This is a genomic window from Rubrivirga sp. SAORIC476 (assembly GCF_002283555.1).
Lineage (GTDB): Bacteria > Bacteroidota > Rhodothermia > Rhodothermales > Rubricoccaceae > Rubrivirga.
This window is the reverse complement of record NZ_MVOI01000003.1, coordinates 55,279-79,094: the sequence shown is the minus strand read 5'-3', so window position 1 is coordinate 79,094 and position 23,816 is coordinate 55,279. Positions and strand designations below refer to the sequence as shown.

Genomic DNA, 23,816 nt, shown 5'->3' with positions numbered 1-23,816 from the left:
CATCCGGGACCGTGACGGTCTCGCCACACAATCGCCACACCCGTGCCCCTTCGCATCGTCTCCGGCGGACAGACCGGCGCCGACCGCGCTGCGCTCGACGTGGCCCTCCGTCTCGGCCTGCCCGTGGGGGGCTGGTGCCCGGCCGGGCGCTGGGCCGAAGACGGCCCGATTCCAGCCGACTATCCGCTTCTGGAGACCGCATCCGCCGATCCGGCGGTCCGCACGGGGCGCAACGTGCGGGGGGCCGACGCGACGCTCGTGCTGGCGCGAGGGCCGCTGACGGGGGGGACGGCGCTCACGGTCCGACGGGCGACCGAGGCGGGCCGACCGGTGCTCGTGCTGGCCCCGGTGCCCGACACGGTGGACGCCGCCGTCGCCTGGATCGCACGGACGGTGCCGCCGGGGGGCACGCTCAACGTGGCGGGGCCGCGCGAGAGCGAGGCGCCGGGCAGCACGGCCGCCTGCCAGGACTGGCTGATGGGGGTGCTCGCAGCCAGTCATCTCGACGGACTCCAACCCCCGCCCGCGCGGACAAAGTGAGTCGTGTCCCCCTCGACCTCGGCGCTGCCTCCGACCCCTCGACACGATGCCATATGCCTCCCCCACCAGGGGGGCCGAGAGGGAGACATCCGCACTCCCCACCTCGGCCCCGAGGTCGCCCCACCCGCCCCCCGGCTCCTCAACCGACCCTGACAAGCACGCAGACGAGACCAGCGACCACGCAGACGAGACTCCCGAGCATTCAGACGAAGCCAACAGGCACTCTGCAGAGGCCCCCGAGCACTCAGGCGAGGCTCCCAGGCATTCAGACGCCCCGCACAAGCCCTCAGACGAGGCAGACAGGCACTCAGACGACCCTCCCGAGCACTCAGACAACCCTCCCGAGCACTCAGACGAGGCTGCCAGATCCTTCATAATCCCTCGGCCCCCTTGCGCGAGAACTCCCCGCGCCCTACGCTATCCCTCGGCCACACCAACACGCCATCCCATACACACACACATTCCCACGGACCCATGCCCGCCTTCTCCACGATCTCTCGCCCCGACCTCGCCTTCGCCGCCCGCACCCTCTACCTCAACGCCCGCGACGATGCCGAAATCGCTGCCGACCTCACCGCCTGGGGCTACACCGCCCCCGACGACTACGACGCCGGCCTCGCCCTCGTCGCCGCTTTCGAAACCGCCACCGCCACCCAGGCCGCCGAGTACGCCGATCAGTACGCCGCCACCGACGCCGCCCAGACCGCCGCCGCCGAGGCCCACGTCCGCTACTCCCGCCACCGACAGGCCGCCCGCATCGCCCACCGGCCCGGCACCGACGGCCACGCCGCCCTCCGCCTCGCCGGCACCCTCCCCAGCGCCCGCGCCGACCGCCTCGACCACGCCCGCATCTTCTACCAGACCCTCGAAACCCGCACAGACCTCCTCGACCTCATCCGCGGCCTCGATCGCACCGGCGTCACTGACGCCCTCGCCCTTGTCACCGCCGCCCAGACCGCCGACGTCACCCAGGCCGCCGAGACTGGCGAAGCCCAGCGAGCCACTGTCTCCGCCACCACGGCCGAAGCCGATCTCCGCGCCCACGCCGCTGAACTCGCCGCCGTCGCCAAGCTCGCCCTCGCCGACAAGCCCCAACTCCGCGAGAAGCTCGGCCTCCTCGAACGCTCCTGACTCGCCGCGCGCCTCAGTCGGCCTCCAGCACCGCCTGGAGCACCATCACCCCCGCCTCCACGTCGATCGAGATCGCCAGCGGAAACGGCGTCGGCGCCCCCACCCCTTGGATCTGCTCCCACGAGTAGAACCCGTCCGCCCCGGGCGGACCGACCTCGCGCCGGAACTCCGCGTCCAGGTCCTCCAGGTCCTGGCGTCCGCTCTCCGACGCCGTCGCCGTGAACCGCATCAGCCGCCCTCCGCGCACCGACAGCAGGATCCGCGTCACCTCGGTGTCCGGCGAGAGGAAGAGCAGATCCCCGGTCTTCCCGACCACCCGGCCCGAGTCGGGCGCGGGAATGACCGTCTTCGCCTCCGCCCACGGCGCCCCCAGCCGGTTCATGGCCGCCTGCGGATCGAACGTCGTCTGTGCCTGGGCAGAGACGGCGACGAAGACGAGGAGGAGAGGGAGGAGGCGCATGGTGCCCAATCTAGACCCCGTCGCGGCCCTCTACTCGCCCAGGTGCGACTCTCCCCGCCGCCGGACGCCGCGCCCGCTCCGTCCCGCGTACAGGTCCTCGCCCGCCTTCAGCCGCCGGTACGCCGTCCACAGCACCAGCCCCACCAGCACCGCACCGCCCAGCGTCACCACCAGCACCGGGATCCAGTAGGAGTGGTCGAAGGCGCCCTCGAACCACCGGGGCTGCTTCAGCCGCACGTCCGGGTTCGCCAGCGCCGCCCACGTCAGATAGCCGCCCGCCGCCACGAGGAACGCCACGACGGCGCCGATGGCGAGGCGGACGAGGCGAAGACCGAGAGGGGCGCTGCTCATGCGTCGACGGGTCGGATGGGGACGCCTGCCGCCGCGAGGTGGGCCTTGGCCTCGGCGACGGTCGTCTCGCGGAAGTGGAACATGGAGGCGGCCAGGACGGCGTCGGCGCGTCCCTCGGTGAGGCCCTCGGCGAGGTGGTCCAGCGTCCCCGCCCCGCCCGAGGCGATCACGGGCACGTCGACGGCCTCGTCGAGCGCGCGGAGCAAGTCGAGGTCGTAGCCCGCCTTCGTCCCGTCGCGGTCCATGCTCGTCACCAGCAACTCGCCCGCTCCCAGCCGGACGCCCTCGGCGGCCCAGGCGACGGCGTCGCGGCCGGTCGGCTTGCGGCCGCCGTGGGTAAACACCTCCCAGCCGCTCGGCGTGGCGCCGGTCTGCTTGGCGTCGATGGCGAGCACGACGCACTGCGCCCCGAAGGCATCCGCGGCGCGCGTCAGGAGGTCCGGGTCGGCCAGCGCGGCCGAGTTGATGGCCACCTTGTCGGCGCCGGCCTCCAGCAGTCGCCGCACGTCCTCCACCGCCCGCACGCCTCCGCCGACGGTCAGCGGGATGAACACCTCGTCCGCCGCCCGCCGGATGATGTCCACCAGCGTCGCCCGGCCCTCGTGCGTGGCCGAGATGTCCAGGAAGACGACCTCGTCGGCGCCGGAGGCGTCGTAGAAGCGCGCCTGCTCGACCGGGTCCCCCGCGTCCACGAGGTCGACGAACTGGACGCCCTTCACCACGCGCCCGTCGTGGATGTCGAGGCAGGGAACGATGCGCTTGGCGAGCATGACAGGGTAGGTGGTACACGGTACGGGCGGGTATCACATACCCTGGGCCCCGTACCTAGCCTCGAAGCGCGAGGCGAGCCGTGGAAAACCGGTCCAGGTCCACTTCGTCCTTCTTGTGCCAGCACCAGAACTGCTGGCAGGGGAAGCGATTCTCGTAGAGCGCCCGCCCCACGATCACCGAGTCGACCCGGAAGGGCTCGGCGGCCTGGAGGGCCAGCAGGTCGGTGTAGTCGCCGACGCCGCCCGAGGCGGTCAGGTGGGCGCGCGTGAGCCGTCCGCCCATTTCGCGGTAGGCCTCGATGTTGGGGCCCTCCAGCGTCCCGTCCCGCGCGATGTCGGTGTAGACGAACCGACGCACGCCCCGCGCCTCCATGTCGAGCGCGAGGTCGACCGCGTCGACGCCGGAGCCCGCCTCCCAGCCCTCCGTCATCACCTCGCCCTTGCTCGCGTCGATGCCCACCACGATGCGGCTCGCCCCGAACCGCCCAACGGCCTCGCTCACGAGGTCCGGGTTGCGGACGGCCGCGGTGCCCAGCACGACGCGGTAGACGCCCAGGTCGAGCATCGCCTGGATGTGGTCGAGGGTCCGGATGCCGCCGCCGACCTGGACGGGGACGTCCAGCGCCGCCGCGATGCGCGCGATCACGTCCCGGTTGTGGGAGATCTCGTCGGCCGTCGTCCGCGCCGCGTCGAGGTCCACGAGGTGGATCACCTTGGCGTTCATCACCCGCCACAGCTTCGCCATGCGGACGGGGTCGTCGAAGTAGACCGTTTCGTCCTCGTAGCGCCCCTGCCGAAGGCGGACGCAGCGGCCGTCGCGGAGGTCGATGGCGGGGATGACGAGCATGGGGCGAGCAAGAGTGAGAGATGGAGAGTAACGAGCGGGGAGAGTGTCCGGCCCTCGACAACGATCAGGCCCTACACCCGGAGCCCGCTACCCATCACTCGCGGGGGTCCAGTCTGCGAACCTACGGAGCATCGCCAGCCCCGCCCGAGCACTTTTCTCGGGGTGGAACTGGACGCCGACCACGTTGTCGCGCCCGGTCACCGCGGGCACGTCACCGCCATAGTCGACCGTCGCGAGCCGGTCTCCGTCGGCGGACGGGGCGGCGTGGTAGGAGTGAACGAAGTAGACCCAGTCGCCGTCGGCGCCCTCCAGGATGGGGTGGGGGTGGACGGTGCGGAGCTGGTTCCAGCCCATGTGGGGCACCTTCAGCCGCTGCCCGTCGGCCGCGAGGCCGGGGGCGAAGCGGACGATCCGGCCGGGCAGCAGCCCGAGGCCGTCGTGGGCGCGGCCGTCGGCGCCGGGGCGCTCCTCGGAGGCCTCGAACAACAACTGCATCCCCACGCAGACGCCCAGCAGCGGCACTCCCGCCTCGGCACGCTGGCGGACGAGGTCGGTCAGCCCATGGGAGGCCAGCGCGTCGGCGCAGGCCCCGAAGGCACCGACGCCGGGGAGGACGAGGCGCTCGGCCTCGGCGATGCGCTCGGGATCGGCGGTGCGTTCGACGGCCACGCCCGCTGCCGCGAACGCCTTCGCGAGCGAGCGCAGGTTGCCGATGCCGTAGTCGATGATCGTGGTCATAGACCCATGCAACGGCACGCCTCAGGCGGGGTGCGGCGCGGAGGCCTGCTTCCTTCATTCTTCGAGGGGGAGAGCCGGGAGAGGGGACCGGGCGGGTCGCGCCCCAAACGGCACATGAGGCCGCAACCGGCCCGTGTTTCCCCTAGATTTGGACCGGTCCAGACCGGCTCACACCCATCCTCCGACGCGCTCTCCTCGCCGTGTGCCTCGTGTCCGCGCTCGCGCGTGCGGACGCGCAGCCGGTGTTCGACACGCTCACCCGTGCCGACGGGCTGCCGTCGGACTATGTCCAGGCCGTCTACCAGGACCGGTTCGGCTTCCTCTGGTTCGGTACGGATGCCGGGCTGGCGCGCTACGACGGGCGCCACGTGGTCACGTTCACCGCCGACGACGGTCTGCCGGACCCGTTCGTGTATGCCGTCGGCGAGGACCGGGCGGGCGTGCTCTGGGTGGGGACGTTCTCGGGGCTGGCCCGGAAGGAGGGCGAGCGCTTCGTGGAGGTGGCGACCCCCTTCGGAGACGAGCCCATCGTGGCCGTGGAGCCGGGGGCCGACGGCCGGATGCTCATCCAGACCGGGACGCAGGTCGGGGTCCAGGAGGAGGGGGGGTGGCGCGTTCTGGATGCCGGGGCGGCGAACGGGTGGTCGGGCGTCGTCGCCCTGGACGACGGCTCGATCGTCGTCTCGCGGCGCCTCGGCGAGACCGACGACGGCCCCTGGGACCTCGCGCGCTTCTCTCCTCGTGGCCGCACGCCCGTCGCGGTCGCGACCGAGCAAACCGCGACGGGGGGGCGCTGGATCTCGGGCGCCGGGGATGGGCGCATCCTGCTGGCGGGTCGGGAGGAGGTCGCGCTGGGCCGCCTCGATGAGGGCCGCTTCGTCCCCGAGGCGGCCTACCCCATCGCCGACGCGCGCCGGATGACGCTCGGTGCGCGGGGCGAGCTCTACGTGATCGCCGATGAGGGCGGCATCTGGAGCGCCGACGCCCCGGACGTCCCGCCGGTGCTCCTCAGCACGCAGCGCGCCCAGGACCTCGTCGTCGATCGGGAGGGAGGCGTCTGGGTCGGCACGTTTGGGCAGGGCGTGCTGCGGCTCGCGGGCCGCCACCTGGGCATCGTCACCCGGACGCCTGCGCTCCGGCTGGCCGTCGACGGGCCGACGGTCTGGGCGACCTCAGGCGCCGCGGTGGTGCAGATCGACTCGGAGACCATGAAGCCCCGCAGTCGGATGGTCCGGCCGGGCCTCCGGGAGGTCGTGGTCGCTCAGGAGGGCCTCTACCTCACGAGCGGGCCCAGCGGCATGTGGCTGGAGGATCCGCTCTCGCCTGCGCTGCCGGTCCCTCGGTTCATGGACCCGAACTGGATCTCGGGCATGGAGGCGGCGACGGATACCGTCTGGGTCTCGGGCTACGGCTCCGGCATCGTGCGCTACCGCGACGGGGCCGTGCTCGACACACTGCGAGCGGCCGACGGCCTCGGCACCGACATGGTCGAGGGACTCACGCGGACCTCCCACGGCGTCTGGGCCCTGACTCGTTCCAACGGGGCCGCGCTCGTGCAGGGGGACCGCATCACCCGGGTCACCCGGACCGACGGCCTGCCGTCGTCGGCCATCTACGCGGTCGGCGAGCAGGCGGACGGGACCGTCTGGTTCGGGACCGATCGCGGGCTCGGGCGGTGGGACGGCGAGCGCGCCACGGCGGTGGGTGCGCGCGAGCTGGGGCGGCAGCGCATCCTGGCCGTGTTCGAGCGATCGGGCGTCATGTTCGCGGTCGGCGAGCGCGGGCTGTACCAGGTCGAGGGCGACCGCGTCCGGGCCCTCGGGCCGGTGCTGTTCGGGGCTGCGACGCGGGCGTCCATCAACGCCGTCGCCTACGTGCCCGCGACCGACCGGGTGGTGCTCGCGACCACGGCAGGCATCCTGTCGCTCGACTTCCGCAAGATCCCCAACGTGATCACGGCCCCCCAGGTCGCCGTGCTCAGTCTCCGCGTCGACGACGACGAGCAGGTCCTCATGGGCTCTGTGCTCGACGGCCGCGCCGCGACCATCCCGCCCGGGCGGCACCGCGTCGAGATCGAGTTCGCGTCCCTGTTCTACGGCGCCGGGGCAGGGGTCGAGTACCGCGTCGGGACCGGGCCGTGGCAGCCGACGGGCCCGGAGCAGCGGGTCGTGTTCTCCGACCTCGGCGCGGGTGAGCACGTGATCGAGGCGCGGGCCGTCGGGCCGGACGGCGCCCTGTCCGAGGCGGTCGCGCGGATGACGCTCCAGGTCGCCCCGCGGTGGTGGGAGCGTCCGGCGGTGGTCTGGGCGATGGTGCTGCTCGGGCTCGGCGTGTTCGCGCTGACCGTCCGGGAGCTGTCGCAGCGGCGGCTCCGGCGGGAGGTCGAGCGGCTCGAGGTCGGGCGCCGCGTCCAGTCCGAGCGCGAGCGGATCAGCCGGGACCTCCACGACCATGTCGGCGCACAGCTGTCGTCGCTGCTCGCGGGCGTCGAACTGGCCAAGCTGGCCCGTCGGGCGCGCGGGGAGGCCGACCCTGTCGGCGGGGACGGGGCGATGGCCGACCCGCTGGAGGCCGTCGAGACCGATGCGCGTGAGACCATCCGGCAGCTCCGCGAGACCATCTGGGCGCTCCACGACGAGGCCCTGACCGCCGGGGCCTTCTGCCAGCGCCTCGACGCGTACGTGCGGAGCCACGCCAAGGACCGCATCGCCGACGTGCAGGTGGCGTGCGACGGGACGCCCGAGCAGGTGCTGCCGCCAGCGGTCGCCCTGTCGCTCTACCGGATCGCGCAGGAGGCCGTCACGAACGCGCTCAAACACTCCGGCGCACGGTCGCTCGCCATCACGCTCCGGCCCACCGCCGCGTCGGTGTCGCTCGCCATCGAGGACGACGGCCGGTTCGTGCCTCCTGCCGGGGGCGACGGCCTCTCGGGCTTCGGCATCGGCTCCATGCGGACGCGCGCCGAGCAGCTAGGCGGCACCTTCGACCTCGACACGGCATCGGGCACGCGCGTCTGCGTCGACGTTCCGGTCACGATCCCCCCGGCGTAGGGGAGGGCGGGGGACGGCCTCTGCCCGATCTTTCGGCTCAACCCCACCCGATCCCATGTCCCGTCCCATCCGCGTCGCCGTCGTCGAAGACCATGCGGGCCTCCGGGAGCGCCTCGTTCAGCAGCTCGCCTTCTTCGACGCCGTCGAGCTGGTGCTCGTGTCGGAGAGCGGCGACGCCTTCCTGGCCGACCTCGACGTCCGCGCCCGCTCCGGTGCCCCTGCGCCCGAGGTGGTGCTGATGGACATCGAGATGCCTGGCCGCGATGGCATCGCGACCACCGCCGAACTGAAGCAGTCGCGGCCCGAGATGGAGGTCCTGATCCTGACCGTCTACGAGGACGAGGACAAGATCTTCGCGGCCGTCCAGGCGGGCGCGAGCGGTTACCTGCTCAAGGACGCCGGGCCAGACGCGGTCGTCCGCGCCGTCGGCGAGATCGCCGAAGGGGGGGCGCCCACGTCGCCGCTGGTGGCGCGCAAGCTGCTCGGGTACGTCCGCCACCAGCAGGGCGAGGCCAGCCGCGTCGCCGCGGCCACCGAGGCGCTCCACCTGACACCCCGCGAGACCGACGTGCTCTCCCGCCTCGTCGAGGACGACACCGAGGCGGGCATCGCAGACGCGCTCGGGGTCAGCCCCCACACCATCCGGACGCACGTCAAGAACCTCTACGCCAAGCTGCAGGTCCACAGCCGCGCGCAGGCCGTCCGGGCGGCCTTCGAGCGCGGCCTTGTCTAGATCTTCGCGGACGTGTCTCCCTTCGGGATGTGGGGGAGAGGCGTCGGCGGTACCATACCCTCTCGCCCCCACCTCGTGTGGGAGCGTTGCGGGGCCGGGTGCCTGTGGTGGGACGCCCGGCCCCGCTCCTGTGTCCGGGCGCTAGGGTCGATGCGTCGCGCGCCACGCGACGACCCCGAGCGCCAGCAGGAGGCAGACGTTCAGGGCCATGCTCATCCCAACGCGGCGGCGGGCGCGGGCCTCACCCTCCGCGGCGACCGCCGCCAGCGAGTCGAAGGCTGTGCCCGACACGACTCGGTCGGGCTGGGGGCCAACCATGGGGTCTGGAATGGGGACCCATGTCGCGCGTCGCGACCGGAGCCAGTCGATCTCCTCCGCGGCGTCGGCCGCGAGCGCCGTCCGGCCGCAACCCGACGCGTCCATGAGCGATCCGTTGGTCCGGTGCGCGTAGACGAGGTAGCGCTCGCCTGGCCGAAACACATAGCCACAGGCCGTCCCCTGGACGTAATGCAGGGTGATTGGGCGTCCGCTCTTGCGCGATCTGCCAGACAGCAGGGAAGGTAACGAGCTGAGGAGCACCTCCTCGATGGTCAGCCAGATGCCCTGAAGCGGATATCCGGGCACCGGGTACACCCGGGCGAGCCCCACCGAGTCGACCGTCGCCAGGAAGACGAGGTCGGCCGACCGGGCCGCCAGTTCGCGCGAGGGCAGCGGGGCGCAGGAACACGCGTTCGCTTGGGGCGCCGCCAGGACGAGGGCGACCGCGAGACAAAAGGCGACTGGGTGCATGGGACTCGGGACGGCTGTCAGAGGAGACACGCCGCGCCGGGTTCCGTTGCCTGCCTCGGCGCCGAGGCGGGCGGGGTCAGGCGTCCACGTCGGCCGACTCGCCTGGGGCGGCCGGGTTGAGGTGCGTCTCCAGCGCGAACTCGTCCGGGATGAGCACGTCGCGCGCCTTCGAGCCCTCGAACGGGCCCACGATGCCCGCGTCCTCCAACTGGTCGACGAGCCGCGCCGCGCGCGTGTAGCCGACCGACAGCTTGCGCTGGAGCAGCGACACCGACCCCTGCTGGCTGCGGACGATCACCTTGGCGGCGTCCTCGAACAGGTCGTCGCGGTCCTCCGACGAGTCGCCCGCGGAGCCCTTCGGCGCGTCGCCGGTCGCGTCCATCGGCGGCAGCAGGTACGGCCCGGCGCCCTCCTGAGAGGCGATGAAGCCCGCGATCGCGTCCACCTCATCGACCCCGACGAACGGGCCCTGGAGGCGCGTCAGGCGCGATCCGTTCATGTGGAGCAGGTCGCCGTTGCCGACGAGCTGCTGCGCCCCGCCACCGTCGATGATCGTCCGCGAGTCGATCTTGGACGACGTCTGGTAGGCCATCCGAGATGGGAAGTTGGCCTTGATGAGGCCCGTGATGACGTCCACCGACGGGCGCTGCGTCGCCAGCACGAGGTGGATGCCGATGGCCCGCGCCATCTGGGCCAGTCGCGCGATGGGGGCCTCGACCTCCTTCGCCGAGGTCATCATCAGGTCCGCCAGCTCGTCCACGATGACGACGATGTAGGGCAGGTGACGGTGCTTGTCGCCGAGGGCCTCCAGCTTCCCCGCGGCGAGCTTCTTATTGTACTCGCCGATGCCGCGCACGCCCGCCTCGGCGAGCAGGTCGTAGCGGATCTCCATCTCGCGCTCGCACGACCGGAGGACGGCCGCGGCCTCCATGAAGTCGGTGATGATGGGATCGTCGGAGTCCTCGGGCATCGCCGAGAAGTGGTTCAGCAGCTCCGCGTAGCCGTTGAGCTCGATCTTCTTCGGGTCGACCATCACGAACTTGAGGTCGGCCGGGTGCTTGGCGTAGAGCAGGCCCACGATGAGCGCGTTCACGCCGACCGACTTGCCCGAGCCCGTCGCGCCGGCCACCAACAGGTGGGGCATCTTGGCGAGGTCCTCGATGAACACCTCGCCCTCGATGGTTTTGCCGATGGGCACCGGCAGCGCCATCTTCCCGCTGCGCGCCGCGTCTCGGAACTTGGCCGTCGCGAGGAGCTGCCGCAGGCGCACCATCTCGCGCGTCCGGTTCGGGATCTCGACGCCGATGGAGCTCTTGCCCGGGATGGGCGCGATGATGCGGATGCCCGGCGCGGCGAGGGCCATCGCGAGGTCGTCCTCCAGGGCCGTGATGCGGCTGATCTTGACGCCCGGCGCGGGCGTCAGCTCGTAGCGCGTGACGGTCGGCCCGACGACCGCCTCGATGGCGTCGATCTGGATGTTGTAGGTCTCCAGCTTGTCGAGCAGGACCTGCTTGTTGTCCTCGATTTCGTCGAAGTCGACCTCCTGGTCGCTGTCGGACTCCTCCAGCAGTTCGATGGAGGGGAAGACGTAGGGCAGCGAGGCTGCGTCTGCGGTGGTGCCGCGTGCGGCGTCGAGGTCGGCCGTCGCTTCCTCGACGGGGCCGGTGACGTGGAACGCCGGGCCATCCCCCCGTTCGTCGAGGATGAGGTCGTCCAGCAGCGGGTCGTCCGCGTCGATGGGCGTGAGCGTCGGCGCGGGCTTCGGCGGGACGTCGGCGAAGGGGGCAGCGGCCGGGATGGAGGGGCGCTCTGGCTCGGTCCGCGTGGGCACCGAGGCGGCCGGGGCCGGTCGGGGCGCCGGCTTCGGCTTGGGTTTCGGAGCCGGCTTCGCGGATGCGGCGTCGGCGCGGCGAGCCTCCCGTTCGGCCCGCGCTTCCTCGCGAGCCGAGGCACGGAGTTGCTTCCGCTCGGCGGCCCCGGCGCGGTAGGTCGCCCACGACTCGGCCAGGCCGGAGCGCAGGCTCGTCACGGCGCCCTCGGCCCGGTCCAGCGAGGTCTGGATGTCGCGGTCCCACACGAGCAGGAGCGTCACGAGGACCGACACCAGGAGCACGATGAACGACCCGACGGGCTTGAGCACACTGGTGAGCCACCCCGCGATGCCGATGCCGAGGTCGCCGCTCCACGCCGCCAGATCCGCGTCCATCTGGGCGTCGAACCAGCCGAAGAAGCACGCGACGAAGAGCGCGCCCGCGAGCGAGAGGCCGGTGAGGGTGGGGAGGAAGATGGGGGTCTTCTGCCGCAGCAGCACCCAGCCCCAGGCCAGCAGCGCGGCGATGGGCAGGAGCACCGGGTAGCCCACCAGCCCCGACACGAGCGCCCGCGCGAGCGTCGCGCCGACGAAGCCGAGCAGGTTGTCGAACCGGTTGTCGCCCGGGTCCATCAGGCTGTCCCAGTTCTCGTTCGCCAGCCGCCCGTCGTCGGCCGCGGAGAACGTGAGCACGGCCAGCCCCGCGAGGACGGCGAGCGCGATGAGGAGGATGCCCAGGATCTCGCGCTTGCGCTGCGTCGAGAACCCACTGGCGGCCTTCTTCTTGGCGGGCCGCTTCTTGCTTCGGGATCGGGTGCTGCTCACGGACGTGGGGGGACGAACGGCCGAGCGGCGCTCAGCGCTCAGGCGAGCGTGGAGGCCGCATGAAGGTACGACGCGGCGACGGGAGCCCGCAGGAGCCACCCCGACGCCTTCGAGGGGACGGTCAGGCGGCCACGATCCGGGAGTCTCGGAGGACCGGCAGCACGTCCGACACGTCGATGCGCGCGCAGTCCGAGAGGTCGTCGCCCGCGCCCACCTCGATGAGCCGCTTCGAGTGGTCGGCGACGAAGAGGACCCGGGCGAGGTCCGCCTGGGCACCGCGATAGAGGCTGGAGGCGATACGGGCGCCGTCGTCGGTGGGGGTAGCACGCGGGTGGGACGCGAGACGGTCGACGAAGAGGCCCGCGCAGAGTGTGTCCTCCAGCGCCACGTGGCCTTCCCAGCCCGCGCACAGGAGGGTCACGTCGAGGCCGTCGTCCAGGGCCTGCGCCAGGAAGGCCGTCGCCGCGGTCGCGTTGGCGAGCGCCCCGACCGCGAGGCGCTCCGCGCCCCGCGCCTTGACGAGCGCGGCCGTCCCGTTGGTGGTCGTCAGCACGACCGTGCGCCCGCGGACCACCTCGGGGGTGAAACTGCGGGGCGAGTTGCCGAGCGCGAAGCCCGCCAGCTGCTGCCCCCCGCGCTCCCCGGCCATGACCGACATGTCGCGGTCCAGGGTCGCAGCGAGGCGGCCTGCTTCGCCCTTGTCGGCGACCGGGATGACAGCGCGAGCTCCGTTCGCGAGCGCGGTCACGATGGTGGTCGAGGCGCGGAACACGTCGATCATCAGGACCGCCTGGCGATCGAGCGTGCCCGGGTCGAGGCCCGCCGGGCTGAGGGCGACGCGGAGGCTCATGCGGTCGAGGTGTGGAAGGGGGGCTTCGTGACCGTCGCGCCCTGGACGCGCCCGCGCACGGAGATGCCGAGTTCGGTGCCCGCCGTCGTGTACGCTGGATCGTTGGGGACGTAGCCGAGCGCGACGCCCTTGCCGAGCACGGGCGACTGGCTGCCACTGGTGACGATGCCGACCGGCTTCCCATCCGTCGTCACGATCTCGTGGCCCGCGCGGGGAATGCTGCGTCCCTCGGCCACGAGCCCCACCAGCTTGCGGGGGATGCCGTTCGCTTTCTGACGCACGAGCGCGTCGCGGCCGACGAAGTCGCTGGCATCCGGCTTGACCACCCAGCCGAGGCCCGCTTCAAGGGGCGTCGTGTCGCGGTCCAGTTCGTGACCGTAGAGGCAGTAGCCCGCCTCCAGGCGGAGGGTGTCGCGGGCGCCGAGCCCGGCAGGGGTGGCCCCGGCGGCCAGGAGGAGGTCCCAGGCCCGTCCGGCGGCGTCGGGGGAGAGGTAGAGCTCCAGCCCCCGCTCGCCCGTGTAGCCCGTGTGCGAGACGATGGCACGGTCGGCGCCGAACACCGTCCCCGCAGCCATCGGGCGGAAGTGGTAGTAGGGGATGTCCGAGACGTCGAGTCCGGTCGCGGCCTCGAACACGTCGAAGGCGGTCGGGCCCTGAAGCGCGAGCAGCGCCCAGCCGGCCGACTCGTCGGTGACCTCTGCGTCCAGCCCGAGGCGGCCCGCCTCGGCCGTGACGTGGGCCCAGTCGGTCGCGATGTTGGCCGCGTTGACGACCAGCAGGACGTCGTCGTCGGCGATGCGGTACACGAGCAGGTCGTCGACCGCGCCGCCGCCCTCGTGGCAGAGCACCGCGTACTGGGCGGCGCCATCGGCCAGCTTCGTCACGTCGTTGGTGACGAGCCGCTGGGCGAGGTCGAGCGCCTGCGGGCCGCGGATCCTGAACTCACCCATGTGGCTCACGTCGAACAGGCCCGCCGCCTCGCGCACGGCGCGGTGCTCATCGAGGATGCCCGAGTACTGGATGGGCATGTCCCACCCGCCGAAGGGGGCCATCTTGGCGCCGAGGGCGAGGTGTCGGGCGTGAAGGGGGGTGATCTGGAGCGGAGTGTCGGTCATCGAGGGGCGGAGGCGTCTGGAAAGGTACCCCGCCAGGGCGGAGGCGAAGGCGCGGATGGGTGGCTGTTAAGTCGTTAGGCAACTTCTGGGCGGGGGCGGAGTGAAACGGCTCCCTTCTCACTCCACCCCTCCCTCCTATGGCTGGCGAGTTCCTGAACATCTTTATCATCCTGGCCGTCGTGGCACTCGTCGCGGCCCTCCTCGGATTCCGCGGCGTCGCCGGCCTCTCGGCCAACTTCGCCAAGATCGCCCTCGTGGCCGCTGTCATCCTCTTCGTGCTCGCGTTCGTCTTCTAGCGATACGCGTCCGCCGTGGGGCGCCCGGGCTGCGAGGCTCGGGCGCCCCTTTTTTTGTCCCGTCCCCACGCTCCGCCCATGCGCGCGCTCCTCCTCACCCGCGACCCCGACCTCTCCGTCACGCTCACCGAGGTGGACGAGGCCGACCTCCCCGACGGCGAGGTCCTCATCGATGTCTCGCACTCCAGCCTCAACTACAAGGACGGGCTGGCGGTCACCGGGCGAGGCAAGATCGTCCGGGGAGACTTCCCCTTCGTGCCCGGCATCGACCTCGCCGGTACGGTCGCCGCGTCCGTCTCGGACCGCTGGGCGGAGGGCGACGCGGTGATCCTGACGGGCTGGGGGACGGGGGAGGACCGCTGGGGAGGATTTGCAGAGCGCGCACGCGCGTCGGCCGACCACCTCGTGGCGTCGCCGGGCTCGCTCTCGGCCGAGGATGCCATGTGGATCGGGACGGCCGGGTTCACGGCGATGCTGAGCGTGCTCGCCCTGGAGGCCCACGGCGTGGGGCCGGACGCCGGCCCCATTGCAGTCACGGGGGCTTCGGGAGGCGTCGGGTCGATGGCGACGGCGTTGCTGGCGGCGGCGGGCTACGAGGTCCACGCCGTGACGGGGACCGCCTCGGCACACGGCTACCTGCGGGCGCTCGGCGCGGCAGAGATCGTGGACCGGCACGCCCTCGCCGACGCAGCCGAGCCGCCGCTCCAGCGGGGCGTCTGGGCGGGTGCCGTCGACTCGGTGGGCGGGACGACGCTCGCAGCGCTCCTCGCCCAGTCGCGGCGCCACGCCTGCGTGGCGGCCTGCGGCCTCGCAAGTGGGCCGGCCCTCGCCACGACGGTCTTCCCCTTCATCCTGCGCGGCGTCACGCTGGCTGGCATCGACTCGAACACGGCCCCGGTTCCGCTCCGCGAGCAGGCCTGGGCTCGCCTCGCCGACGCGGTCGCGGCGGGCGCGCTGTCGGCGGTCGAGAAGACCGTCATCCCACTCGCCGACGTGCCGGCGTGGAGTGCCCGGATCGTGGATGGCGACACGGTCGGCCGGGTGGTGGTCGACACCCGCACCTGATGGCGACCGTCTCCCTCTGGCAGCGCACGCCCCGCCTCGACGCCGACGTGGCCATCGTCGGCGGTGGCATCATCGGCACCGCGACCGCATGGGCGCTGCATCGGCTGGACCCGACCCTGCGTGTCGCGATTCTGGAGGCCGAGCGGCTGGCGCACGGCGCGAGCGGGCGCAACGCGGGCTTCCTGCTCCTGGGGACCGCGTCCGACTACGCCTCGGCGGTGGACGCCTACGGGCGCGACGCCGCGCGGCGCATCTGGGCGTTCACGCGCGAGGCCTACGAGATGGCGGCCGAGATCGGCACCCGACGCGAGGTGGGCTTCCAGGCGACCGGCAGCGTCCTCGCCGCAGGCACGGACGCCGAGGCCGACCGCCTCCGCCGCGCACGCACGCTGATGGCCGAAGACGGCATCGAGAGCGCGTGGTGGGACGAGTCGGACCTGGACGACCGGGTCGCCGCGGTCGGCTTCCCCGGCGCGCTGTTCGTGCCGACCGGCGGCGCCATCGATCCGGCCCGACTCGTGCGGGCACTGGCCGAGGAGAGTGGCGCGGAGGTCGTCACCGGTTGGCGGGCCGAGGCGGTCGAGGCCGAGGGCGGGCGGGTCCGCCTCGGCGCCGTCGGCGGGGGAGAGGTGGTGGCCGACCGCGTGCTGATCGCGACGAACGCCTACCTGCCTCAACTGCTGCCCGAACTGTCGCCACTCGTCCGGCCCGTCCGCGCGCAGATGCTGGCGACTGCGCCCACGGCTCCGTTTCTGGATGTGCCGGTCTATTCGCACGACGGCTACTACTACGTCCGCCAGCGGCCCGACGGGCGCGTGCTCGTCGGCGGCGCCCGGCACCTCCACGTCGAGGAGGAGGTCGGGTACGCCGACGCGACCACCGAGGCGCTCCAGGGCGACCTCGAACGCTACCTCGCCGAGCACTTTCCGTATTGGCCCGGCCTGCCCGTCGAGCGCCGCTGGTCGGGCACGATGGGCTTCAGCCCGGATGGTCTACCGGCGCTCGGCGGCGTGTCCGGCGTCGACGGCGCGCACGTCGCGGTCGGCTTCACGGGACACGGCATGGGCTACGCGCTCCGGTTCGGCCTGCTCGCAGCCCGCACCCTCCTCGGCCGAACCGATCCGGCATTCGATCTGTTCGACGCCAAACGCCTCCCGACCCCGTAGGCGCCCGGCGGCCTCAGACGGATGCCGCCGCTCCGCCGTTCACCCCCCGATTCCGACTCCTTCTTCCCATGGACACCCTCTATCGCACCCCGGTCGCCGCTCTCGGCGACGACGCCCGCGCGGCGTTCCTGACGCGCACATACGCGCACCTCCTCGGCGCCATCCTGCTGTTCGCGCTCATCGAGGTCTTCTTCTTTACCTCCGGCATCGCCGAGCCGATGGCTCGAGCCATGACGAGCGTCAGTTGGTTGCTGGTGCTGGGTGGGTTCGTGGTCGTGAGCTGGTTCGCGTCCAGCGCGGCGGCGCGCGCTGAGTCGAAGGCGGCCCAGTATGGCGCCCTCGGGGCGTTCGTGCTCGCCGAGGCAGTCATCTTCGTCCCGCTGCTCTGGATCGCGGAGCAGTCAGTCGGCGGCGGGGTGATCGCGAGCGCGGCCTGGGTGACGCTGCTCGGCTTCTCGGCGCTGACGGCCATCGTGTTCTTCACCGGCAAGGACTTTTCGTTCCTCGGCGGCCTGCTGAAGTGGGCATTCGTGCTCGCGCTGGTCGCCATCGTGGCGGGCGTCCTGTTCGGGTTCGAACTCGGCACGTGGTTCTCGGTCGCGATGATCGGCCTCGCCGGGGCCGCCATCCTGTACGACACGTCGAAGGTGCTCCACCACTACCCGGAGGACCGCTACGTGTCCGCCGCGCTGGAGCTGTTCGCCTCCGTCGCGCTGATGTTCTGGTACGTCCTGCGGCTGTTCATGAGCCGCGACTGATCCACGGTTCCGTCCGCCTCGGCGCCCCGCTCGGCCTGGTCCGGGCGGGGCGCTGTCGTGTTCTGGGGCGGAGCTTCGGACGGATCCGGGCGTTCGAAGCGCATGAACCGACGCACCCGCGCCCTCCTGATCTCCACGGCCTCCCTCACCGCGGGCGCCGCCCTCGCCACCTGGGCCGTCCGTCGCTGGGGCTACCCCGTCCGCGCCGTCGAGCGGGACGTGCCCTACGTCGGGCCCCCGCCCGCCGACGACGATGTGCCCGGCGACCGGGACCTTCAGCCCGAGGAGGAAGGCGTGGGGCCTCGCTTCCATCGTCGCTACGAGGTAGACGTGGAGCACACCACCAAGTCGCCGGAAGAGTTGATCGCCTGCATCGGCGCAAGCATCCAGGACTACGTGCCGGACGAACTGGCGGTGTTCGAGAAGTCGACGGGCGAGGAAGGATTCCTCTCGGTCGGGGACGAATACGACATCACCATCCGCTCGCCGTGGGACGGCCCCGTGCGCGTCGTCGAGGTCACGCCGACGCGGTTCACGCTCGCGACGCTGGAAGGCCACATGGAGGCGGGCCAGATCCGGTTCGCGGCGGCCCCGCACCCCGTCGTGACCGACGCGCTCCGCTTCTCGATCGAGTCATGGGCCCGCAGCCGCGACGGCGCGGTGGACTTCGTCTACGACGAGCTCGGCCTCGCCAAGAAGGCCCAGCAGGCCATGTGGACGTTCTTCTGCGAGCGCGTCGCCGAGGACTGCGGCGGGCGCAAGATGGAGGAGGTCCGCGTGCTCACCGAGCGGGAAGCCGACCCCGACGATGGCTGACCTGATTTCCCGCGCCGTCCCGCGGCGCCCCGACTGGACGGACTATGCCGAGCGGCTCGACGCCGTCCGGCAGGCCCGCTACAACTTCGACCTCGACGAGGACCACGACTACACCGAGGCCGACGGGTGGCGTCTCGACCACCACGAGGCGGAGCTGGTCCCCGAGCCGCCCGGCCCGCCGCTCCCGGCCGACGACGCGCGGGCCTCGTTCGCCGTCGCCTGTGACCTCGTCCGTGGGTACGCCTTTCCCGACCCGTCGCTCATCACGGGCATCTTCTCGCCCGACGACCCCGTCGCGGGACGCCCGATGCTGCTGCGTGCGCGCTTCCTCGGGTTCACGTTCTGGTTCGAGGTGCGCATCGGGCGCGAGATCGACGAGGTTCGGGAGACGGATGCTGGCCGCGTCCACGTCTACGGGTTCGACTACGCGACCCTGGAAGGGCATTTCGAGCAGGGGCAGATCACCTTCGAAGTCCGCAAGGCCGAGGCGACGGGCGAGGTAGTGTTCCACATCGACGCGTTCTCGAAGCCGGACCGCATCCGGAATCCGTTCTACCGGATCGGCTTCAAGCTCTTCGGCCGCCGCCTCCAGCTCAAGTTCGCGCGGACGGCGCTCGACCGGATGCAGCGGTTCGTGCGGGACGAGTTGAAGGCACGCGCCGAAGGCTCGACGCCCCCGCCTCGGGAGACCGTCGGGCCGACCCGCCCGGACGCCGAAGCGGCCGAGCAACTGGCGGAGTCGGGCGAGGTGACGCATGCAACCTGAGCGAGCCCGGCCGTAGTCTGAGGCCTCGTTTCCCCCTTCCGACCATGCGCCTGTCCCTTCTCGCTCTCCTCCTGCTCGCCGTCCCCGCGTCCGCCCAGGACGACGCCGACGCGGCCGTCCGCGCCACCATCGACCAGTTGTTCGACGGGATGCGCGCCAAGGACACGACCGCCATCCGGGCCGCGATGCACCCCGAGGCCCGCCTGATGACCGCCGCCGTCGGCCCCGAGGGCGAGCGCCGCGTGATCGAGTCCCCGATCGACCGGTTCCTCACCAGCATCGCCGCCGCGCCCGTCGACCTGGACGAACAGCTCACGGACGGCTACCCGGTGATGATCGACGATGGCCTCGCGGTCGCGTGGACGCCCTACACCTTCTACGCGGGTGGCCAGCTCAGCCACTGCGGCACGAATGCGTTCACGCTCGCACGCAGCGACGACGGCTGGCAGATCGTTCACATCATGGACACGCGCCGCCGCGATTGTGAGGCCGACTGACCGCGTCCGAGCGAGCGGGTAGAACCCGCCGAGCGCTCCGTCGTCCACTGGTTGCTTCGTTTCCACAGACCCACGCCCATGACCCCGCCCGCCGACCTCGACCAGCGCCTGCACAACTTCTCCGCCGGTCCCGGCGCGCTGCCGTCCGACGTGATGGAGGAGGTGCGGGAGGAGCTCCCGGTCTTCCCCGGGCTCGGCGCCTCGATCATGGAGGTCAGCCACCGGTCAGCGGCGTACTCCGAGATCCACGAGCGCGCGAAGGAGCGGATGGCCCGCCTGCTGGGGCTGGGCGACGACTGGCACGTCCTGTTCCTGGCGAGCGGCGCGTCGATGCAGTTCCACCAGGTGCCGCTCAACTTCCTCCCGGCGGGGGGCTCCGTCGCCTACCTCGACACGGGCAACTGGAGCGGGAAGGCGGTCGCCGAGGCTGTGATCGTGGCCAACACCCGGAGCGCGCGGGTCGATGTCGTGGCGTCGAGCCGAGACGGCGACTACAGCTACGTCCCCCGTCAGAGCGACTGGCGGCTCGACCCCGGCGCGACGTACCTCCACTACACGAGCAACAACACCATCTACGGCACCCAGCTCCGCGAGGAGCCGGACGTCCCGATGCCGCTCGTGTGCGATGCATCGTCCGACTTCCTCAGCCGCCCGCTCGACATGGACCGCTATGGGCTCCTCTACGCGGGCGCGCAGAAGAACATCGGCCCCGCCGGCGTCACCGCCGTCCTCGTTCGCGACGAGTTCTTGCAGACGCGGCTACCTGGCCTGCCGACGCTCCTGGACTACGGCACGCATGCGAAGAAGCTGTTCCACACCCCGCCCGTCTTCGCCATTTACATCGTCGACAAGGTGCTCGGTTGGATCGAGCGCAACGGCGGGTTGGCGGGCATGGTCGAGCGCAACCGCACGAAGGTCGAGGCCCTCTACGGAGCCCTCGACGCGACAGACTTCTACCGCCCGACCGCGCGCACCGAGGACCGGTCCCACATGAACGTCACCTTCCGACTGCCCAGCGAGGAGTTGGAGGCGCGCTTCGTCACCGAGGCGGCGGGGGAGGGGCTGCTGGCACTGAAGGGCTACCGGACGGTGGGCGGCGTTCGAGCGTCGATCTACAACGCCGTCGAGCCCGCCTCGGTGGACGCGCTGGTGGACTTCATGGGCCGCTTCGAGTCGACCTACGGGTGACGTGAACAGGCCTGGAGGGGAAGGGGGGACGTGACGCATGCTGCGTAACGGAAGCGCTTCCGGTCCCCGATCGCGCATTTTGTTGGTGTGATGGCGCACAGGCGCCTGCCGAGTGAGGGTGGGTTTGCCCTATGTTGGCCGCCCCCCTGGCACGGCTTCATGTCGATTTTTCCCCTGGTCGGACTCACTCTCGCGGCGCTGGCGGTGACCGCGTGCGCGGTCGTTGGATGGCGGGCGATGCAAACCCGAGCCCATCGACGGGCGATGATGCGTCGGTTCGAGGACGCGTATGATCTGGCCCCTGAGGACGGTGTGGGAGAGACGCTCGCGCTGTGCAATCCAGAGGGGCGGATCGCCATTCAGCCGGACGGGCTGAGGCTCCACCTCGGCGGCCCGCCGGAGCGACTGCGCCACGTCCCCTGGAGCCGGGTCAAGAGCGTCGTGCCGGTCGCCGCCGGCCGGTTCGTGGTGGACGTGTCGCGCGTCGGGCCGATCGTGATTCCGGGTGCTGTGGGGAGGAGGCTCTGGGAGGTGTCCGGGTCCCGCGCAACGCCCACTCCCCACGCGTCGGTGGAACGGGCACGGTCCGCCCGCGTGTAGCGACCTCCGCCACCTTGCGCACACGCGGTGCCGCAGGGCCGTCATCGGCGGACGCTAGTTTGCCCGGCCGCCCAGGTCTGGACCCGAACCCCCCACTATGAAGCGCCTCGTCGTCGTCGAGTCTCCCACCAAGGCCCGTACGATCCGCAAGTTCCTGCCCGCCGGTTATCAGGTCGAGGCCTCCATGGGGCACGTCCGCGACCTGCCCTCGTCCGCCGCCGAGATCCCGGCGAAGGTCAAGAAAGAGAAGTGGGCCCGCCTCGGCGTCAACGTCGCCGACGGGTTCACCCCGCTCTACGTCGTCCCGGCGGACAAGAAGAAGGTGGTCAAGGAACTCAAGGCCGCTCTGAAGGAGGCTGACGAACTCTACCTCGCGACGGATGAAGACCGTGAGGGCGAGTCGATCGGCTGGCACCTGCTGGAGGTCCTCCAGCCGAAGGTGCCCGTCAAGCGGATGGTGTTCCACGAGATCACGAAGGAGGCCATCCTGAAGGCGCTCGACGACACGCGCGAACTCGACACCCGCCTCGTCGATGCCCAGGAGGCGCGTCGCGTGCTAGACCGCTTGGTCGGGTACTCGGTGTCGCCGGTGCTCTGGAAAAAGATCGCGCCCAAGCTGTCGGCGGGTCGCGTCCAGTCGGTCGCCGTGCGCGTGCTCGTCGAGCGCGAGTGGGAGCGGCTCGACTTCATCTCGGCCAGCTACTTCGACCTCTCGGCCACGCTCGCTCAGGGGGGCGTGCCGTTCGAGGCCAAGATGACGCACCTCGGCGAGCAGAAGCTCGCGACCGGCAAGGACTTCGACGAGAAGACCGGCACGCTCAAGCCCAAGAGCGACGCGCTCGTGATGGGGGAGGAGCAGGCCACCGGCCTCGCCGACCGCCTCAAGGACGCGCCCTGGCGGATCTCGGAGGTGGAGCAGAAGAAGGCCACCCGCAAGCCCGCGGCGCCCTTCATCACCTCGACGCTGCAGCAGGAGGCCAACCGCAAGATCGGGATGAGCGCCCGGCGGACGATGCAGACCGCCCAGAAGCTCTACGAGCAGGGCCACATCACCTACATGCGAACGGACTCCACGACGCTGTCGACGGAGGCCATCACGGCGGCCCGCGGTGCCGTCGAGGCCCGCTACGGCAAGGAGTACCTATCGCCCAGCCCGCGCCAGTTCTCGGGCAAGGTCCGCAACGCGCAGGAGGCCCACGAGGCCATCCGCCCGGCGGGCACGCAGATGAAGACGCGCGACGAGCTGAAGCTCTCCGGCGACGAGGCCAAGCTCTACGACCTGATCTGGAAGCGCACCGTCGCCTCTCAGATGGCGGACGCCCGCCTGCTCCGCACTCGCGCCACCATCCTGGCCGCCGAGGGCACCGACGACGAGTCGACCTTCCGGGCCAACGGTCAGGTGATCGAGTTCCCGGGCTTCTTCCGTGCCTATGTGGAGGGCAAGGACGACCCGTCGGCCGCGCTCGACGATCGCGACAGCCCGCTTCCCGCCCTCGCCGTCGATGACACGCCCGAAGCCAAGGCGGTCGATGCAGTCGGGCACGAGACGAAGCCGCCGGCCCGCTACACGGACGCCTCGCTGGTGCAGGCGCTGGAGAAGGCGGGCGTCGGTCGGCCGTCCACCTACGCGTCCATCATCGACACGGTGGTCCGGCGCGGCTACGTGATCCGCGACAAGAACCAGCTCGTGCCCACCTTCACGGGCATGGCGGTCACGAACTTGCTGGAGAAGAACTTCGAGCGCCTCGTCGACACCGCGTTCACGGCGCGGATGGAGGAAGAACTGGACGGCATCGCAGGGGGCACGGAGGAGCGCGTGCCGTACCTGGAGCGCTTCTTCAACGGCCCCGAAGGGCTGGAGAAGCGGATCGAGCAGGGCGTCGAGACCATCGACCCGCGCGAGATCTCGACCATGCGCCACGCCAAGTGGGGCGCCTACGAGGTGCGCGTCGGCCGGTACGGTCCGTATGCGGCCGCTCCCGACGGCAGCACGGCGTCGCTCCCGCCCGAGGCTGCCCCCGCCGACCTCGCCGAGGCCGACATCGCCGCGCTCATCGACGCCAACGACGACGAGCGGCCGCTGGGCATCCACCCGACGGCCGAGATGCCGATCCTCCTCAAGTCCGGCCCCTACGGCCCGTACGTCCAGCTGGGCGACGACGAGGAGAAGAAGCCGAAGCGGACCTCGCTGCCCAAGGGCACCAAGCCCGAGGACGTCGACCTCGACCTGGCCGTGCAACTCCTCAACCTGCCGCGCACGCTCGGCGACCACCCGGAGACGGGCCAGCCGATCAAGGCCAACATCGGCCGGTATGGCCCCTACGTCCAGCACGAGCGGACCTTCGCGAGCCTCAAGCCCGCCGATGGCGACAACGTCCTCACGGTGGAGTTGGAGCGCGCCCTCGAACTGATCGCGCAGAAGCGCCAGAAGGCGGCACCGCTCCGCACGCTGGGGGCACACCCAGAGTCCGGGAAGCCGATCGATGTGTTTGAGGGGCGCTACGGGCCCTACGTCAAGCACGTCAAGACCAACGCGACCATCCCGAAGGACATGGACAAGGACGAGATCACGCTGGAGCAGGCGGTCGCACTGGTGGATGCCAAGGCGTCCAAGCCGAAGAAGAAGCGGGCGCCGCGCAAGAAGGCCTCCTGATC

General features: G+C 71.4%; 23 protein-coding genes. 14 read left to right on the top strand and 9 right to left on the bottom strand.

The features are described 5' to 3' along the window. Nucleotides 1-42: 42 nt before the first annotated feature. Entirely contained in the window at nt 43-540 is a 498-nt protein-coding gene (locus B1759_RS02185) for a putative molybdenum carrier protein (protein WP_198948721.1), read from the top strand. Nucleotides 541-1,014: 474 nt separating this feature from the next. Continuing rightward, entirely contained in the window at nt 1,015-1,671 is a 657-nt protein-coding gene (locus tag B1759_RS02180; protein ID WP_095513399.1) for a hypothetical protein, read from the top strand. A gap of 13 nt (nt 1,672-1,684) precedes the next feature. Here the strand turns inward: B1759_RS02180 and B1759_RS02175 are convergent, their stop codons facing one another. The 5 genes from B1759_RS02175 to hisH all read right to left on the bottom strand — a co-directional run bounded on the left by B1759_RS02175 (nt 1,685) and on the right by hisH (nt 4,837). Continuing rightward, the gene (locus B1759_RS02175; RefSeq protein ID WP_095513398.1) at nt 1,685-2,131 is read right to left on the bottom strand and encodes a hypothetical protein; all 447 of its coding nucleotides are present in this window, start codon (nt 2,129-2,131) and stop codon (nt 1,685-1,687) included. Between the two features lie 30 nt (nt 2,132-2,161). After that, the gene (locus tag B1759_RS02170; protein WP_095513397.1) at nt 2,162-2,482 is read right to left on the bottom strand and encodes a hypothetical protein; all 321 of its coding nucleotides are present in this window, start codon (nt 2,480-2,482) and stop codon (nt 2,162-2,164) included. Next, nucleotides 2,479-3,252 carry an imidazole glycerol phosphate synthase subunit HisF gene (gene hisF / locus B1759_RS02165; protein ID WP_095513396.1) on the bottom strand — a complete coding sequence of 258 codons (774 nt, stop codon included), beginning with the start codon at nt 3,250-3,252 and terminating at the stop codon, nt 2,479-2,481. The genes B1759_RS02170 and hisF overlap by 4 nt, the downstream gene beginning before the upstream one ends. A gap of 55 nt (nt 3,253-3,307) precedes the next feature. Then, nucleotides 3,308-4,099 carry a 1-(5-phosphoribosyl)-5-[(5-phosphoribosylamino)methylideneamino]imidazole-4-carboxamide isomerase gene (gene hisA / locus B1759_RS02160; protein ID WP_095513395.1) on the bottom strand — a complete coding sequence of 264 codons (792 nt, stop codon included), beginning with the start codon at nt 4,097-4,099 and terminating at the stop codon, nt 3,308-3,310. A gap of 87 nt (nt 4,100-4,186) precedes the next feature. After that, nucleotides 4,187-4,837 carry an imidazole glycerol phosphate synthase subunit HisH gene (gene hisH, locus B1759_RS02155; protein WP_095513394.1) on the bottom strand — a complete coding sequence of 217 codons (651 nt, stop codon included), beginning with the start codon at nt 4,835-4,837 and terminating at the stop codon, nt 4,187-4,189. A gap of 209 nt (nt 4,838-5,046) precedes the next feature. On the opposite strand from hisH, the gene B1759_RS02150 reads away from it, so the two are divergent. Together B1759_RS02150 and B1759_RS02145 are read left to right on the top strand one after the other, a co-directional pair. Continuing rightward, nucleotides 5,047-7,887 (top strand): two-component regulator propeller domain-containing protein, encoded by a 2,841-nt coding sequence (locus tag B1759_RS02150; RefSeq protein ID WP_158225075.1) that lies wholly within the window; start codon nt 5,047-5,049, stop codon nt 7,885-7,887. Nucleotides 7,888-7,942: 55 nt separating this feature from the next. Further along, the gene (locus B1759_RS02145; RefSeq protein WP_095513392.1) at nt 7,943-8,620 is read left to right on the top strand and encodes a response regulator transcription factor; all 678 of its coding nucleotides are present in this window, start codon (nt 7,943-7,945) and stop codon (nt 8,618-8,620) included. 141 nt (nt 8,621-8,761) lie between these two features. On the opposite strand, the gene B1759_RS02140 is transcribed toward B1759_RS02145, so the two are convergent. The 4 genes from B1759_RS02140 to gcvT all read right to left on the bottom strand — a co-directional run bounded on the left by B1759_RS02140 (nt 8,762) and on the right by gcvT (nt 14,009). Then, a complete protein-coding gene (locus tag B1759_RS02140) occupies nt 8,762-9,409 on the bottom strand; it encodes a hypothetical protein (RefSeq protein ID WP_095513391.1) in 648 nt (215 codons plus the stop codon). 76 nt (nt 9,410-9,485) lie between these two features. Next, on the bottom strand, nt 9,486-12,044 hold the full coding sequence (locus B1759_RS02135) for a DNA translocase FtsK 4TM domain-containing protein (RefSeq protein ID WP_198948720.1): 2,559 nt from the start codon (nt 12,042-12,044) through the stop codon (nt 9,486-9,488). A 121-nt stretch (nt 12,045-12,165) separates the two neighbouring features. After that, nucleotides 12,166-12,894: a 2-phosphosulfolactate phosphatase gene (locus B1759_RS02130; protein ID WP_095513390.1), complete on the bottom strand. Its 729-nt coding sequence runs from the start codon at nt 12,892-12,894 to the stop codon at nt 12,166-12,168. Next, nucleotides 12,891-14,009, bottom strand: a complete 1,119-nt coding sequence (gene gcvT / locus B1759_RS02125) for a glycine cleavage system aminomethyltransferase GcvT (protein WP_095513389.1) — start codon at nt 14,007-14,009, stop codon at nt 12,891-12,893. Before gcvT ends, B1759_RS02130 begins: the two co-directional genes overlap by 4 nt. Nucleotides 14,010-14,146: 137 nt before the next feature. Here gcvT and B1759_RS02120 point away from each other — a divergent pair, with 137 nt between their 5' ends. The 10 genes from B1759_RS02120 (at nt 14,147) to topA (ending at nt 23,814) form a co-directional block, all read left to right on the top strand. Further along, on the top strand, nt 14,147-14,305 hold the full coding sequence (locus tag B1759_RS02120) for a DUF1328 family protein (RefSeq protein WP_095513388.1): 159 nt from the start codon (nt 14,147-14,149) through the stop codon (nt 14,303-14,305). Nucleotides 14,306-14,383: 78 nt separating this feature from the next. After that, nucleotides 14,384-15,370 carry an MDR family oxidoreductase gene (locus tag B1759_RS02115; RefSeq protein WP_095513387.1) on the top strand — a complete coding sequence of 329 codons (987 nt, stop codon included), beginning with the start codon at nt 14,384-14,386 and terminating at the stop codon, nt 15,368-15,370. Continuing rightward, the gene (locus tag B1759_RS02110) at nt 15,370-16,536 is read left to right on the top strand and encodes an FAD-binding oxidoreductase (protein WP_095513386.1); all 1,167 of its coding nucleotides are present in this window, start codon (nt 15,370-15,372) and stop codon (nt 16,534-16,536) included. Before B1759_RS02115 ends, B1759_RS02110 begins: the two co-directional genes overlap by 1 nt. A 68-nt stretch (nt 16,537-16,604) precedes the next feature. Then, nucleotides 16,605-17,294: a Bax inhibitor-1 family protein gene (locus B1759_RS02105; RefSeq protein WP_095513385.1), complete on the top strand. Its 690-nt coding sequence runs from the start codon at nt 16,605-16,607 to the stop codon at nt 17,292-17,294. A gap of 102 nt (nt 17,295-17,396) precedes the next feature. Then, complete coding sequence (locus B1759_RS02100) at nt 17,397-18,110, top strand: DUF1990 family protein (RefSeq protein WP_198948719.1); 714 nt, start codon at nt 17,397-17,399, stop codon at nt 18,108-18,110. Then, nucleotides 18,103-18,876: a DUF1990 family protein gene (locus tag B1759_RS02095; RefSeq protein ID WP_095513384.1), complete on the top strand. Its 774-nt coding sequence runs from the start codon at nt 18,103-18,105 to the stop codon at nt 18,874-18,876. The genes B1759_RS02100 and B1759_RS02095 overlap by 8 nt, the downstream gene beginning before the upstream one ends. Before the next feature lie 44 nt (nt 18,877-18,920). Then, on the top strand, nt 18,921-19,373 hold the full coding sequence (locus tag B1759_RS02090; RefSeq protein WP_095513383.1) for a nuclear transport factor 2 family protein: 453 nt from the start codon (nt 18,921-18,923) through the stop codon (nt 19,371-19,373). A 78-nt stretch (nt 19,374-19,451) separates the two neighbouring features. Next, nucleotides 19,452-20,561: a 3-phosphoserine/phosphohydroxythreonine transaminase gene (gene serC / locus B1759_RS02085; RefSeq protein ID WP_095513382.1), complete on the top strand. Its 1,110-nt coding sequence runs from the start codon at nt 19,452-19,454 to the stop codon at nt 20,559-20,561. A gap of 159 nt (nt 20,562-20,720) precedes the next feature. Further along, the gene (locus tag B1759_RS02080; RefSeq protein WP_095513381.1) at nt 20,721-21,161 is read left to right on the top strand and encodes a hypothetical protein; all 441 of its coding nucleotides are present in this window, start codon (nt 20,721-20,723) and stop codon (nt 21,159-21,161) included. A gap of 97 nt (nt 21,162-21,258) precedes the next feature. After that, nucleotides 21,259-23,814: a type I DNA topoisomerase gene (gene topA, locus B1759_RS02075; RefSeq protein WP_095513380.1), complete on the top strand. Its 2,556-nt coding sequence runs from the start codon at nt 21,259-21,261 to the stop codon at nt 23,812-23,814. Nucleotides 23,815-23,816 lie beyond the last annotated feature (2 nt).

Excerpts from the sequence above, each read along its gene's own strand:
- B1759_RS02180 (WP_095513399.1), top strand. The coding sequence starts at position 1,015 with ATGCCCGCCTTCTCCACGATCTCTCGCCCCGACCTCGCCTTCGCCGCC.
- B1759_RS02145 (WP_095513392.1), top strand. The coding sequence starts at position 7,943 with ATGTCCCGTCCCATCCGCGTCGCCGTCGTCGAAGACCATGCGGGCCTC.
- B1759_RS02095 (WP_095513384.1), top strand. The coding sequence starts at position 18,103 with ATGGCTGACCTGATTTCCCGCGCCGTCCCGCGGCGCCCCGACTGGACG.
- B1759_RS02110 (WP_095513386.1), top strand. The coding sequence starts at position 15,370 with ATGGCGACCGTCTCCCTCTGGCAGCGCACGCCCCGCCTCGACGCCGAC.
- B1759_RS02120 (WP_095513388.1), top strand. The coding sequence starts at position 14,147 with ATGGCTGGCGAGTTCCTGAACATCTTTATCATCCTGGCCGTCGTGGCA.
- B1759_RS02105 (WP_095513385.1), top strand. The coding sequence starts at position 16,605 with ATGGACACCCTCTATCGCACCCCGGTCGCCGCTCTCGGCGACGACGCC.
- serC (WP_095513382.1), top strand. The coding sequence starts at position 19,452 with ATGACCCCGCCCGCCGACCTCGACCAGCGCCTGCACAACTTCTCCGCC.
- topA (WP_095513380.1), top strand. The coding sequence starts at position 21,259 with ATGAAGCGCCTCGTCGTCGTCGAGTCTCCCACCAAGGCCCGTACGATC.
- B1759_RS02140 (WP_095513391.1), bottom strand. The coding sequence starts at position 9,409 with ATGCACCCAGTCGCCTTTTGTCTCGCGGTCGCCCTCGTCCTGGCGGCG.
- B1759_RS02090 (WP_095513383.1), top strand. The coding sequence starts at position 18,921 with ATGCGCCTGTCCCTTCTCGCTCTCCTCCTGCTCGCCGTCCCCGCGTCC.
- B1759_RS02100 (WP_198948719.1), top strand. The coding sequence starts at position 17,397 with ATGAACCGACGCACCCGCGCCCTCCTGATCTCCACGGCCTCCCTCACC.
- B1759_RS02115 (WP_095513387.1), top strand. The coding sequence starts at position 14,384 with ATGCGCGCGCTCCTCCTCACCCGCGACCCCGACCTCTCCGTCACGCTC.
- hisH (WP_095513394.1), bottom strand. The coding sequence starts at position 4,837 with ATGACCACGATCATCGACTACGGCATCGGCAACCTGCGCTCGCTCGCG.
- hisF (WP_095513396.1), bottom strand. The coding sequence starts at position 3,252 with ATGCTCGCCAAGCGCATCGTTCCCTGCCTCGACATCCACGACGGGCGC.
- gcvT (WP_095513389.1), bottom strand. The coding sequence starts at position 14,009 with ATGACCGACACTCCGCTCCAGATCACCCCCCTTCACGCCCGACACCTC.
- B1759_RS02175 (WP_095513398.1), bottom strand. The coding sequence starts at position 2,131 with ATGCGCCTCCTCCCTCTCCTCCTCGTCTTCGTCGCCGTCTCTGCCCAG.
- B1759_RS02130 (WP_095513390.1), bottom strand. The coding sequence starts at position 12,894 with ATGAGCCTCCGCGTCGCCCTCAGCCCGGCGGGCCTCGACCCGGGCACG.
- B1759_RS02080 (WP_095513381.1), top strand. The coding sequence starts at position 20,721 with ATGTCGATTTTTCCCCTGGTCGGACTCACTCTCGCGGCGCTGGCGGTG.
- hisA (WP_095513395.1), bottom strand. The coding sequence starts at position 4,099 with ATGCTCGTCATCCCCGCCATCGACCTCCGCGACGGCCGCTGCGTCCGC.
- B1759_RS02170 (WP_095513397.1), bottom strand. The coding sequence starts at position 2,482 with ATGAGCAGCGCCCCTCTCGGTCTTCGCCTCGTCCGCCTCGCCATCGGC.